13 protein-coding genes, 2 pseudogenes and 1 riboswitch are annotated in these 13,352 nt (G+C 37.4%); of the genes and pseudogenes, 14 read left to right on the forward strand and 1 reads right to left on the reverse strand.

All coding sequences use genetic code 11. The annotated features are described in order from the left end of the window. Positions 1–684 precede the first annotated feature (684 nt). Both FC89_RS12875 and FC89_RS12725 read left to right on the forward strand, forming a co-directional pair. A pseudogene (locus FC89_RS12875) lies at positions 685–1,032 on the forward strand (hypothetical protein); the annotation flags it as partial. A gap of 72 nt (positions 1,033–1,104) precedes the next feature. Continuing rightward, positions 1,105–1,802 (forward strand): annotated as a pseudogene (locus tag FC89_RS12725) (N-acetylmuramoyl-L-alanine amidase family protein); the annotation flags it as partial. 61 nt (positions 1,803–1,863) lie between these two features. On the opposite strand, the gene FC89_RS12470 reads toward FC89_RS12725, so the two are convergent. Then, the gene (locus FC89_RS12470) at positions 1,864–2,007 is read right to left on the reverse strand and encodes a transposase (protein ID WP_083485491.1); all 144 of its coding nucleotides are present in this window, start codon (positions 2,005–2,007) and stop codon (positions 1,864–1,866) included. Between the two features lie 321 nt (positions 2,008–2,328). On the opposite strand from FC89_RS12470, the gene FC89_RS11480 reads away from it, so the two are divergent. The 12 genes from FC89_RS11480 (at position 2,329) to metK (ending at position 13,339) form a co-directional block, all read left to right on the forward strand. Next, positions 2,329–3,228: a phosphate ABC transporter substrate-binding protein gene (locus tag FC89_RS11480; RefSeq protein WP_057872675.1), complete on the forward strand. Its 900-nt coding sequence runs from the start codon at positions 2,329–2,331 to the stop codon at positions 3,226–3,228. Between the two features lie 17 nt (positions 3,229–3,245). Then, positions 3,246–3,413: a hypothetical protein gene (locus tag FC89_RS12660; protein ID WP_157060727.1), complete on the forward strand. Its 168-nt coding sequence runs from the start codon at positions 3,246–3,248 to the stop codon at positions 3,411–3,413. A gap of 75 nt (positions 3,414–3,488) precedes the next feature. Further along, complete coding sequence (gene pstC, locus FC89_RS11485) at positions 3,489–4,406, forward strand: phosphate ABC transporter permease subunit PstC (RefSeq protein WP_057872676.1); 918 nt, start codon at positions 3,489–3,491, stop codon at positions 4,404–4,406. 1 nt (position 4,407) lies between these two features. Further along, on the forward strand, positions 4,408–5,301 hold the full coding sequence (gene pstA, locus FC89_RS11490) for a phosphate ABC transporter permease PstA (protein ID WP_057872677.1): 894 nt from the start codon (positions 4,408–4,410) through the stop codon (positions 5,299–5,301). A gap of 15 nt (positions 5,302–5,316) precedes the next feature. Beyond that, entirely contained in the window at positions 5,317–6,126 is an 810-nt protein-coding gene (pstB, locus tag FC89_RS11495) for a phosphate ABC transporter ATP-binding protein PstB (RefSeq protein ID WP_057872678.1), read from the forward strand. A gap of 12 nt (positions 6,127–6,138) precedes the next feature. Beyond that, positions 6,139–6,894, forward strand: coding sequence for a phosphate ABC transporter ATP-binding protein PstB (gene pstB / locus FC89_RS11500; RefSeq protein ID WP_057872679.1), 756 nt, complete (start codon positions 6,139–6,141; stop codon positions 6,892–6,894). A 12-nt stretch (positions 6,895–6,906) separates the two neighbouring features. Next, positions 6,907–7,572, forward strand: a complete 666-nt coding sequence (gene phoU, locus FC89_RS11505; RefSeq protein ID WP_057872680.1) for a phosphate signaling complex protein PhoU — start codon at positions 6,907–6,909, stop codon at positions 7,570–7,572. A gap of 474 nt (positions 7,573–8,046) precedes the next feature. Next, on the forward strand, positions 8,047–8,526 hold the full coding sequence (locus tag FC89_RS11510) for a FeoA family protein (protein WP_057872681.1): 480 nt from the start codon (positions 8,047–8,049) through the stop codon (positions 8,524–8,526). Further along, complete coding sequence (feoB, locus tag FC89_RS11515) at positions 8,523–10,655, forward strand: ferrous iron transport protein B (protein WP_057872682.1); 2,133 nt, start codon at positions 8,523–8,525, stop codon at positions 10,653–10,655. Before FC89_RS11510 ends, feoB begins: the two co-directional genes overlap by 4 nt. After that, the gene (locus tag FC89_RS12665) at positions 10,652–10,825 is read left to right on the forward strand and encodes a FeoB-associated Cys-rich membrane protein (RefSeq protein WP_157060728.1); all 174 of its coding nucleotides are present in this window, start codon (positions 10,652–10,654) and stop codon (positions 10,823–10,825) included. The genes feoB and FC89_RS12665 overlap by 4 nt, the downstream gene beginning before the upstream one ends. A gap of 111 nt (positions 10,826–10,936) precedes the next feature. Continuing rightward, the gene (gene fba / locus FC89_RS11520) at positions 10,937–11,800 is read left to right on the forward strand and encodes a class II fructose-1,6-bisphosphate aldolase (protein ID WP_057872683.1); all 864 of its coding nucleotides are present in this window, start codon (positions 10,937–10,939) and stop codon (positions 11,798–11,800) included. Positions 11,801–12,068: 268 nt separating this feature from the next. Continuing rightward, positions 12,069–12,151, forward strand: a riboswitch (SMK box riboswitch). Next, positions 12,149–13,339, forward strand: coding sequence for a methionine adenosyltransferase (gene metK / locus FC89_RS11525; RefSeq protein ID WP_057872684.1), 1,191 nt, complete (start codon positions 12,149–12,151; stop codon positions 13,337–13,339). It overlaps the preceding riboswitch by 3 nt. Positions 13,340–13,352: the final 13 nt, after the last annotated feature.

Genomic DNA, 13,352 nt, shown 5'->3' on the forward strand with positions numbered 1-13,352 from the left:
GATTTAATAAATTGAAATGATTTACGCTCAGGGGTATTTTTAAAGATTAATATTTAGACGCAAGTGTTGTTTTAAAGCAGCTTGAGTCTTTTTTTGTTTTGAATTAAAAATAAAAAGGGTAATAAAATAGATTAAAATTTGATTGATTAAAATAAAAGTAAACCATATAATAAAGATTAATGGTCACTGGCACTTATTGGATAAGATAATCGGTGCTGAACAATAAAAATCAGCACTAATTAAAAGGAGTTAACCAAATTAGTGATTAACTCCCCTTTTGATAATTAATTCTTTTTAAGCTTGAACTGGTATGAATTTAAAAACTTAATAAAAAGTGGGGTAAATGAAGTGAACGAAAATAAAAAGAAAAGTACCAAGAAGATTATTACAGCTACGGCAGTTACGATTGGAGTAACTGCTTTAACAACAATGGCTCCTTTAGCTCAAGTACCTGGAGTTACTAATCATGAACCTAATACAACAATTAAAGCCGCTGCTATTTCTAAGTCACAAGTTGCATTACAGTATGGTACATTAAAGGTTGCAATGAAAGGCCCTACTGGTCATGTATACCCTGCCGGTACCCAAGTAGTCCGTCATTCGTCAACTGGTGATTCTAATTCTAACTTTGAAGAGAACTTCTTTTTAGCAATGGTTTCAACTGGACCATCACCTATTGGAGGTATGCAACCAGTTGTAGCCGGTGAGATTAATACTCAATATGTTACAATTACAAATACTGTTGTGGAAACTGTACCTTCTGATGAAACCGTAATTTTAAATAATATCACAGAAGCTGATTACAATAATGGTGGTGCATTTACCCCTGCTACTCAGGCTCAGGTTGATAAAACAGCTTTAAATGCTGCAGTTTCTAAAGCTCAAGGAATTTTAAATGGTGATACATCTAAGTATACTGACAATTCTGTTAATACTATGAAGACTGCATTATCTAATGCTCAATCTATTGCTGCGAATAGCAATACAACCCAAGCTCAAGTTGACTCTGCTGCAAGTACATTGAATTCTGCTATCAAAGGTTTACAAGATAAACCAAGCAATCAAAATGGGCAAACTAATGGGAATACACCAACTAACAAGAACGGCCAAGTTAACGAAAATGGTCACTGGTATCTGTATAAAAATGGTGTTAAACAAACAGGCATGCAGACGATTCCAGACCAGCATAAGACAGTCTACTATAATTCAAATGGTCAAATGCAGTATGGTCAGCAAAAGATCAACGGTCACTGGTACTTATTTGACAAACCGGAGCAATGAAGACGGGCATGCAGACGATCCCAGAACAGCATAAGACAGTCTACTATAATTCCAATGGTCAGATGCAATATGGTCAGCAAAAAATTAACGGTCACTGGTACTTATTTGACAAAGCAACCGGAGCAATGAAGACGGGCATGCAGACGATCCCAGAACAGCATAAGACAGTCTACTATAATTCCAATGGTCAGATGCAATATGGTCAGCAAAAAATTAACGGTCACTGGTACTTATTTGACAAAGCAACCGGAGCAATGAAGACTGGCTTACAAGCAATTTCCGACCAACATAAGACAGTCTACTATAGTTCCAACGGTCAAATGCAGTATGGTCAGCAAAAGATCAACGGTCACTGGTACTTATTTGACAAAGGAACTGGCGCAATGAAGACCGGTTTACAGACTATTCCAGAACAGCACAAAACTGTTTATTACAATGGCCAAGGTCAAATGGTCTATGGTACCCAGAAAATCAATGGGAAAACTTATCATTTTAACCAAGTAACTGGTGCTGAACAATAAAAAATGGGTCTCCGTCAAACTATAGTGGTGGAGCTAGGAAGTCCTCAAAATGGGGGCTTCTTTATTTTAAAATCAAAATGATTCTGGCATAAAAATGATCCATATTTTTGAATCCATAACAGATACGTTTAAGTGCTTTGATTTTACGATTGATTCCTTCGATTGGTTTTATGGCTCCGACAATATACAGAAAGTATAGACCCATTCATTTGAGAGCGGAGTAATCCGCTCTTTTTTTGTTCAGTAAATTTATTTTTTGCTGTTTTAAGTAAATCGTAATTTAGATTTAACTTGAATTGCCATATATTAGCCATATCACAATTACAGACATTAAAAATACAAATAATTCAAGCTTTTAATGCTTGATATGAAATAAATTTTGGCGATTACCATTGATTATGGATGTTGACAGCTTAATTGATAAGCAACGAAGATTTCTTTACACAACCGTTACATAAACACGTGCATGTTCTTTACATTCGAGTAATAAACTTAATTTGTAACAAGGAAAGGAAGAAAAAAGTTTATGAAAAATCTCACCAAAATGGCTACGATTATTCTGGCAACATCAGCGCTTTTAGTTGGATGTGGCAAAGCAAATTCAAGTGCGAATTCATCATCTAAGGCATCATCAAGCACGGCAGTTTCCGGTAAAGTTACGATTGTTGGTTCAACTGCACTGCAACCATTAGTTGAAAAAGCTGCTGAAAATTATCAAGCTGACAATTCCAAGGTAAATATCACTGTTCAAGGTGGGGGCTCTGGAACCGGCCTTAGTCAGGTCCAATCAGGAGCAGTGACCGTTGGCAACTCAGACATTTTTGCTGAGCAGCAAAGTGGTATTAAAGCTAAGCAGCTGGTTGACCACAAGGTTGCTGTTGTTGGAATGGCTCCAGTTGTCAATAAGCAAGCTGGCGTTAAGAATGTAACAATGGATCAGTTGCGTGAAATCTTTACTGGGAAAATCACTAACTGGAAAGATGTTGGCGGCAAAGATCAAAGTATTGTTTTAATTAATCGACCTGAAGGAAGCGGCACGCGAGCAACTTTCGAAGGTGCAGTTATGAATGGTCAAACAGCTAAAAAATCACAGGAACAGGATTCTAACGGAACTGTTCAAAAAATGGTTGCTCAAACACCGGGGGCAGTTAGTTACTTAGCCTTCTCATATATCAAATCTGACATTCAAGCACTTTCAATCGGAGGAGTTAAACCGACTGATGCAAATGTAACTAACAATAAATGGAAAATCTGGTCTTATGAGCATATGTATACTAAGGGACAGCCGAATAAAGTTACTAAGAGCTTTTTGAACTATATGACTTCAGCTAAAGTTCAAAAGAGTCTGGTCAAAGATTTGGGCTATATCTCAATTGGTAATATGCACGTCCAAAAAGATGCTTCAGGTAAGGTAACGTCGAAATAAGAAATCGGTGAGCTCAAATGGCAGTCGCACTGATTATTTTACAAATCGGACTGTTTATTTTAACAGCCATCGCATTAATAGCATATATTCATTTTGAATTAGTATGGTCTCAATTGATGGAAGTTGCCGGTGGGCTGATTATTATCGGGGCAACTTGCTTACTGATTTGGAAATTAGTGAATTAGTGCTTGAGGGAGCAAACAAAGCAGCGGCGGATGTTGTTTTGTTTACTCCCAATTTTTGATAGAAAGGTGAAGTTTATGGATCCAATAAAAAATAAAATCCAAAATAGTTCCAGAGAAACCAGACAAGACTTACTGGGGAAAATTCTTTCTTACAGTTGTATTCTGTTAATTGTTTTGGTTGTATTATCAATTTTTTTCTTCGTCGCTTCAAAAGGAATTGCAACTTTTACGGTTGATCATGGTAATTTTTGGACGTTTTTAACTGGTAAAACTTGGAATCCGATTGTTAACAATGCGAAAGGTCAACCGGAAATTGGAGCTTTGCCGATGATTGTGGGTTCATTTGGAGTAACGATTTTAGCAGCTTTATTTGCAACTCCATTTGCGATTGGAACAGCACTTTACATGACTGAACTAGCTTCCAAACGCGGTGAACGGTTGCTTCAAAGTGTTGTTGAATTGTTAGTCGGCATTCCTTCGGTTGTTTATGGTTTTATTGGTTTATCAGTGATTGTTCCTTTTGTCCGAAATCATTTTGGTGGTTCTGGTTATGGAATTCTATCAGGTTCATTTGTTTTGTTTGTAATGATTTTACCAACAATTACTTCAATGACAGTTGATAGTCTGCGGTCAGTACCACGATTTTATAAAGAAGCTTCATTGGCTTTAGGTGCAACTAAATGGCAGACAATTTATAAAGTTATTTTGCGTTCAGCAACTTCTGGAATTTTAACTGCTATTATTTTTGGAATGGCGCGAGCTTTTGGTGAAGCTTTAGCCGTTCAAATGGTTATCGGTAATGCAGCCGTTATGCCGAAAAATCTTTTATCTTCGGCTTCAACCTTAACCAGTATTTTGACCATGGGTATCGGCAATACGGTTATGGGGACAGTTGGAAATAATGCTCTTTGGTCTTTAGCACTGGTATTGTTGCTGATGTCACTGTTATTTAACATTTTGGTTCGCTTAATTGGTCGAAAAGGAAGGATGTAGTATGAAAACTAAAATACAAAATAGAATTGCTTTGACAACGATTAGGATCATTGCTTTATTAGTTGTTTTCATCTTGATGTTCCTTTTAGGCGATATTTTGATTGCCGGCGTACCTCACATTTCATGGCATTTTTTAACTGCTCCATCACAGTCATTTACTAGTGGCGGCGGAATTGGTGTTCAATTATTTAATTCAATATATCTTTTATTTTTGACTTTGATAATTTCATTTCCAATTTCTTTGGGTGCTGGGATTTTTTTAGCAGAATATGCTCCTAAAAATTTTTTAACAGCAACTGTCCGGATGGCAATTGAAGTATTAAGTTCATTACCATCCGTTGTAGTTGGATTATTTGGTTTTTTGCTGTTTGTGGTACAAATGAAGATGGGGTTTTCAATTATTGCTGGTGCTATAGCATTAACCTTCTTTAATTTACCGTTATTAACTAGAAACATTGAGGAATCTTTAACAGCAGTTCCTGATTTGCAACGTGAAGCCGGGATGGCATTAGGTTTGTCCAAATGGCGGACTGTCACCCGAATCGTTTTACCGGAAGCCTTGCCGGGAATTATTACGGGGGTTGTTTTAGGAGCTGGGAGAGTCTTTGGCGAAGCGGCGGCTTTGATTTATACCGCTGGGCAAAGTGCTACTAATATTGACTTTACGCAATGGAATCCGCTGAATTCAGCCAGTCCTTTGAATTTAATGCGTCCGGCTGAAACTTTAGCAGTTCACATTTGGAAGATCAATTCAGAAGGAGTTATGCCAGATGCTAGTGCTGTTTCAGCTGGCTCTTCAGCTGTTTTGATCATTGCTGTTTTATTCTTTAATCTGCTCGCAAGGTTATTGGGCAATGCATTGTATCGCAAATTAACTGCGACAAAGAACAGATAGGAGGAAAATGGCTAAATGGATGTTGGAAAGTATAATTTAAATGAAAATAATATTTTAAATTTTTCTCCAGAAGAACACGAGATTGCAATTGCTACACAAAATTTGGAAGTGTTTTATGGAAAAAAGCAGGCAATTTTCAATGGAAATCTACAATTTGAACGATATCGAATTACCTCTTTAATTGGAGCATCTGGTTCTGGAAAATCGACTTATTTGCGTTCTTTGAACCGAATGAATGATGATATTGCTCAAGTTAAAGGTAAAATTATCTATCGCGGATTAGATGTTAACAGTCCGAAAATAAACGTTTACGAGATGCGTAAACATATTGGAATGGTTTTTCAACGGCCGAATCCGTTTTCGAAATCAATTAGATCAAATATTACTTTTGCTTTAAAACAAAATGGCATCAAAGATAAGCAGCGATTGAACCAGATCGTTGAATCCAGCTTGAAAGATGCTGCTTTGTGGGACGAGGTTAAGGATGATTTAGATAAAAGTGCTTGGGCATTATCAGGTGGTCAGCAGCAACGACTATGCATAGCAAGAACAATTGCTATGAAACCAGACATTTTATTGTTAGATGAGCCGGCGAGTGCTTTGGATCCGATTTCGACCAGTAAGATTGAGGAAACCTTAATTGAACTGAAGAAAAAATACACTATTATTATAGTTACGCATAATATGCAACAGGCTTCACGAATTAGCGACTACACAGCTTTCTTTCATTTAGGACATATCTTAGAGTATGATAAAACCAAACATTTATTTACTACTCCGAAGATAACGGCGACAAATGATTATATCTCGGGTAACTTTGGTTAGGGGGAACAGTTGATGGCAGAATTTATTGAAACGAAAGATGTTCACTTGTATTATGGTGAAAAAGAAGCTCTAAAAGGGATCAACTTGTCTTTTCCGGCTAAGGGAATTAATGCCTTGATTGGTCCGTCTGGTTGTGGGAAATCAACTTATTTGCGAACTTTAAATCGGATGAACGATTTAATTCCAGGTGTTACGATGACTGGGAGCATCCAGATTAATGGTAAAAACATTTACAGTCCTAAAATGGATACAGTTGAATTGCGTAAAAAAATTGGGATGGTTTTTCAACAACCAAATCCATTTCCATTTTCAATTTATGATAACGTAACTTATGGATTGCGAATTGCCGGAGTTAAAGATAAACAGTTGTTGGACAAGCGGGTTGAACAAAGCTTAAAACAAGCAGCTGTCTGGGATGAAATTAAAGATGATCTGCATAAAAGTGCTCTGTCACTTTCCGGTGGTCAACAACAACGGGTTTGTATTGCTCGTGTTTTAGCGGTTAAACCGGATGTAATTTTATTAGATGAACCAACGAGTGCACTTGATCCGGTGTCTAGCGGTTTAATTGAAGACATGCTGTTGACGATTAGGGATGAGTACACAATTATTATTGTGACACATAATTTGCAGCAAGCATCCCGAATTTCAGACCGAACTTCTTTTTTCTTAAATGGTGAATTGATTGAAACGGGAAGAACCAAGGATATTTTTATGCGGCCACAGCAGCAAGCAACTGATGATTATATTAGCGGACGTTTTGGTTAAGGAGGAAAAAGAATGGCAAAAATCTTAGAAAAGCAATTAGCAAGTTTGCATCAAGACTTTGCATCAATGGGGCTTGAAGTGGCAACTGCAATTAAACGGGCAGCCCAAGCTTTTAAACAACAAGATCAACAATTGGCTAAACAAGTAGTCGATCATGATTTACAGATCAATCAGCAAGAAATCTACCTAGAAAAAAAAGCCGCCCAAGTAATTGCTTTACAGCAGCCGGTTTCAAGTGATTTGCGAATTTTAATTACAATTTTAAAAGCCAGTTCAGATCTTGAACGAATTGGCGATCATGCGGCTAGTTTTGCCCGGGCAACATTACGAATCCCTGCGGATAAGAAAAATTCATTAATTGAAGATGCAATTGCTGAAATGAGTCAGCATGCTTATGAAATGCTGCAGCAGGTAATTCATGCTTACGTGAACAACGATGAAAAATCAGCTCGGCAAATTGCTCAAGCTGATTCTAAAACAGACGATTATTTGCGGCTGATTCGGAAAGAAGCGATGAGTTGTATGCAGACGGATCCGGATTTTGTTAATGTCGGAACGGAGTACATTGTAGTTGCGGCCCATATTGAGCGAATCGGTGATTATGTAACTAATGTTGCCGAATGGATCGTTTATACTAATTCCGGCAAAATTGTTGAATTGGGTAGCGGCTGGTCTTAAAAATTTAAATTTATGACAGTTTAAGTCCGATTACTTAAATTTGGTCAATAGTTGAAGTACTAGAAAACTACAATTCAAAAACTCAAAAATCCCTTTATTAGGGGATTTTTTTATTTATAAGAAAATCCCTGAAATTGATTGCTAATATCGACAGTGTAATTTGCGTTAATTACTCCAGAGGTTGACCAGCAAATGATATAAATGTTAGATTATATGGGTAAAAAAGTGAACTTAAATTAGAGAGATGTCAATTTGTTTTTGACATTTTCCATGTAAATATGGCTTGCAATCGCCTGAGGTAATTAAAAATATTTTTGATCTGTTGGAGTTAAAACAGTATATTTGACAGCATTTTTATCACTTTGGATTTTAAAATAAAAAAGAAAAGCTCAAAATCAGATTGAAATTTAAAATAAAATATGCTAATTTAAAGTTAAATGAAAATGATTCTCATTTATGACTGGAAGTGGAGATATGGAATCTTTAGCAGAAGTTAAAACCAAGGGTCAGTATATTGTAGTTGATATTGTCGGTGAACCACGTTTTGTTCGGCGTTTGGCGGAATTGGGGATGGTTTTGAATACGAATTTAACCGTTGTTACGCCTTCGGAAAATACTAGTGGATTAGTTATCTTTTTACGTGGGCAGCGTTTAGCTGTCAGTCATACGTTAGCAACTAACATTTTGGTTAAGGGGATTGATGAGTTAGCAACCGTAGCAACTAAGCCGTTATCACGGTTGGAAGTTGGAAAATCAGCAATTGTTGGTAAAATTATCGGTGATCGGCCAGTAAAGAGACGTTTGATGGATATGGGGCTGACCAAAAATACGATGATTGAAGTTCATCAGGTTGCTCCTTTAGGCGATCCGATAGAAATAATAGTACGAGGCTATAAATTAAGTGTTCGTAAACAAGAAGCTGATTATATCATGGTGCAGGAGGTAAGCAAATGAAGATGATCGCTTTAGCCGGCAATCCGAATAGCGGGAAAACGACACTATTTAACTGGTTGACCGGTTCAAATCAGTCAGTCGGCAACTGGCCAGGAGTAACTGTTGAGAAAAAGCAAGGACTTTTGCGCAGTAATAAACAATTTATGATCCAGGACTTACCAGGAATTTATTCGTTATCACCATATACGGCTGAAGAAGTCGTATCACGTAAATATTTGGTTGAGCAAACTCCAGACGCAGTAGTTGACATTGTTGATGCAACTAATATCGAACGAAATTTATATTTGACGTTGCAATTGATGGAAACTGGTCGCCCATTAGTTGTTGCTCTTAATATGATCGATATGTTAAAAAAACAACAACGAAAAGTAAATTTGAAAAAATTATCTTATCTACTGGGAGTTCCAGTGGTTGGAATTTCAGCACTTAAAAGAAAGAATTTGCCACAGTTGGAACAGGCAATGATAGCAGAAACACAAAGAAAAACAACCTATTCATTTCCTAAATATGATGATCGTTTAGAGTCGGCTCTAACGATGATCAGCCAGCAGATAACAGGAATCGTTTCAACAGAAAGGCTGCGCTGGTATGCAATTAAGCTATTTGAACGAGATGAACAAGTTAACCAAGAACTGAATTTAACTGCCGAAAAAAGCAAAGAAATTGAAAAAATAATTATTACCGCTGAAAAAGTTTTTCAAGATACAAGCGATAGTATCATTGTTAATGCCCGCTACGATTTAATTTCACAATTTGTTAAAATGTCGGTAGTTGATGAAACTGATTTTGTTGTTAGCATGAGTGATCGGGTAGACCGAATTATTACCAATCGCTGGCTGGCGCTGCCGATTTTCTTTTTTGTAATGTGGTTAGTCTACTATTTGTCAATTCAAACGATCGGAACAATGGGAACAGATTGGGTTAATGATGTTTTGTTTGGTAAAATTATCCCCGATGCCGTTCAAGGCTGGTTGACTCAGTGGCATGTAGCGGCTTGGATGCAGGGGTTGGTTCTTAACGGAATTATTAATGGCTTGGGTTCGGTTTTAGGATTTGTACCACAGATAATGATGCTCTTTTTATGTTTGGGAATTTTAGAAGATTGCGGTTATATGGCGCGAATTGCTTTTGTTATGGATCGAATTTTTCATCGCTTTAATTTATCAGGTAAATCATTTATTCCCATGTTGATTTCAACTGGTTGCGGAGTTCCCGGAATTATGTCGACTAGAACAATTGAAAACGAAAAAGATCGCAAAATGACCATTATGTTGACGACTTTCATGCCTTGTTCGGCTAAATTAACAGTAATTGCGCTGATTTCTGGAACATTTTTCCCACATCAAAGTTGGGTTGCACCATCGGCTTATTTTTTGGGGATGCTTGCAGTTGTCGGTTCGGGAATCTTTTTAAAGAAAACTCGTTTGTTTGCTGGACCGCCGCAACCATTTGTTATGGAATTACCGGCATATCATTTTCCGAAGCCGGGCAATGTTTTACGACAGGTTATCAGTCGAGCTGAAAGCTTTATTAAAAAAGCTGGGACAATTATTTTTTCTTCGTGTGTATTGATTTGGTTTTTCTCAAGTTTTACCTTTACTTTGAAAATGACAGATCAGAACCATAGTATGCTTCGTTATATCGGTGAAGTAGTTGCTCCGATTTTTGCCCCGCTTGGTTTTGGCGATTGGCATACGACCGTTGCAGTAATCGCAGGCTTAATTGCTAAAGAAAATTGCGTTGGGACACTGCGGATAACTTTTGGCAGCTCAACAGCATCTGCATTCTCAGCTGCGTTACGGCAAGCTTACCCAGCGATTGCCGGTTACTCATTCTTAGCCTTTAACTTATTATGTGCACCTTGTTTTGCTGCTATTGGTACAATGTATAAAGAATTCGGTAATACAAAATGGACATTGCGAGCGCTTGGTTACCAAACGGCGCTGGCTTATTTAACTGCAATGTTGATTTATCAAAGCGTTCAAATGGTTACTACTTGGTCGTTCGCCAGTGTTGTATTAACAGCCACCGCAGTTTTGATTATCTTGTATTGCTTATTCTTCAAACGCAATGCCAGTGATGATTTATATCAAGTAAAAAATGAAATTGGAGAGGGAGCTTTAAAATGATTGCAACAATTGTTTTAGCAGTGCTAATTTTTTCAGGAGTCGGCTACGTTATTTACACACGTTTTATTAAGCGTAATGCCAGTGCCGGCTGCCATGATTGCGATGATACTGGTTGTCCGTTGGTAGATCCCGTTAAAGTACAGAAACATGCTACCAAAAAACAAAATTAAATTTTTTGAAAACTTAGTGAAAAACTTTCAAATTAATCCTGCGTTTTCATTTATTTTTGTGTTAAAATAAAAGTGTACTCAAAAGAGTAATATAATTTAGGAGGCTGTTTTATGTCATTCGTAAACGGTAATGAGATTTTTACTGCAGCTCGTAAGGGTCATTATGCGGTCGGTGCTTTTAACACAAATAATTTGGAATGGACTCGTGCCATTTTGAAGGCTGCTCAAGAAACCAAGACGCCTGTTTTGATTCAGGTGTCAATGGGTGCTGCAAAGTACATGGGTGATTACAAGTTAGTTAAGAGCTTGGTTGAAAATGAAATGCGTGTTATGAACATCACTGTACCAGTTATCATGCATCTTGATCATGGCAACTATGAAGCTGCTAAAGAATGTATCGAAGCTGGCTATACTTCAGTTATGTTTGATGGCCATGATTTGCCATTCGAAGAAAACTTGGAAAAGACCAAAGAAATTGTTAAATTAGCACATGCTAAGAACATTTCGGTTGAAGCAGAAGTTGGTTCTATCGGTGGTGAAGAAGATGGAATTATCGGCGAAGGCGAACTTGCTGATGTTGAAGAAGCAAAGAAAATCGCTGCTACCGGTGTTGACTATTTAGCATGTGGTATTGGTAATATCCATGGTAAATACCCAGCAAACTGGAAGGGTCTGCATTTTGATCGCTTAAAGGAATTAGCAGATGTTATTGAAACACCATTAGTATTGCATGGTGGTTCTGGAATTCCTCAGGAACAAGTTGTTAAAGCTATTAAGATGGGTGTTTCAAAAGTTAATATCAACACAGAATGCCAGTTGGCTTTTGCTGCTGCAACCCGTAAATATATTGAAGCTGGTAAAGATCAGCAGGGTAAGGGCTATGACCCACGTAAGCTTTTAGCTGACGGAGCACAAGCAATTACTGATACAGTTGAAGAAATTATTGGTTGGTTGGGAACACCATCAATTAAATAATTTGTTTGCTAAAGTAAAGAAGATCTGTTTCAAACAATTGTTTGAAACAGGTTTTTTTTACCTTTGATTAAGTCACATTAAATTATTCTTTTTGAAATTATTTAAAGTTGAAAATTTCAGAAAAATAACACTAAACTGAATTTATGCGAATCAAAATTAAGCTGATAAGCTAAACTTTCACACTGGATTTCAGGTTGGAGCTGTTAACATGAAAAGCATTTTTTATACAAAAAGATCGTAAATCGATAGTTGTTTTGTGTTAAAATAAAAATGTTACAGCACATTCCCGAGAGGATTCATTTTATGTGAAGCTGCCTTGTAACCAAATTTTTGAATGGGGGAATTTTTGTGTCAGAAAGACATTTATTTACATCAGAATCAGTTTCAGAAGGACATCCGGATAAGATTGCAGATCAAATCAGTGACGCAATTTTAGATGCTCTGTTAGCTAAAGATCCAGACGCGCGAGTAGCGTGTGAAACAACTGTAACTACGGGTTTGGTGGTAGTTGTTGGTGAAATCTCAACAAGTGCCTACATTGATATCCAAAAAGTAGTTCGGCAAACAATTAAGGATATTGGTTATACCGATGGCAAATACGGTTTTGATGGTGATAATTGTGCTGTCATGACGGCCATTGATGAGCAATCACCAGATATTGCGCAGGGTGTTGATCAGTCTTTGGAAGAGCGCAAGGGTGAAGGTGACCCGCTTGATCAAATTGGTGCCGGTGATCAAGGAATGATGTTCGGCTATGCGATTGATGAAACACCGGAATTGATGCCACTACCAATTGCGCTTAGTCATCGTTTGATGCGTAAAATAGCTGAAATTAGAAAACAAGGGGTTTTGGAATATCTTGGACCGGATGCCAAAGCTCAGGTAACAGTTGAATATGATGAAAACAATCATCCAGCTCGAGTTGATACAGTAGTTGTTTCGACACAGCATAGTGCTGATACTTCTCTTGAAACAATTCGCCATGATGTTATTGAAAAAGTCATTAAAGCGGTTATTCCAGCTAAGTTGTTGGATGATAAGACAAAGTATTTTGTTAATCCTACTGGTCGGTTTGTAATTGGCGGTCCGCAAGGCGATGCCGGCTTAACTGGTCGGAAAATTATTGTGGATACTTATGGTGGAGCTGCTCATCATGGTGGTGGAGCTTTTTCAGGTAAGGATGCAACTAAAGTTGATCGCTCAGCTAGTTATGCAGCTCGTTATATCGCTAAAAATATTGTTGCTGCTAAAATTGCTTCACAAGTTGAAGTTCAATTGGCCTATGCAATCGGTGTTGCTCAGCCGGTTTCGATTTCGGTTAACACTTTTGGAACTAGTCAGGTTAAAGATCAAGATTTGGTTGCGGCAATTCGCAAGGTATTCGACTTACGCCCAGCTGGAATTATCAAAATGTTAGATTTAAAACGGCCAATTTATAAACAAACAGCAGCTTATGGACATTTTGGTCGAACTGATATTGATTTACCTTGGGAACATACAGACAAGGTTGACCAGTTAAAAAAAGAATTACAAGTTTAAGTTAAATTCTAAG

The organism is Liquorilactobacillus ghanensis DSM 18630 (genome assembly GCF_001435235.1).
Lineage (GTDB): Bacteria > Bacillota > Bacilli > Lactobacillales > Lactobacillaceae > Liquorilactobacillus > Liquorilactobacillus ghanensis.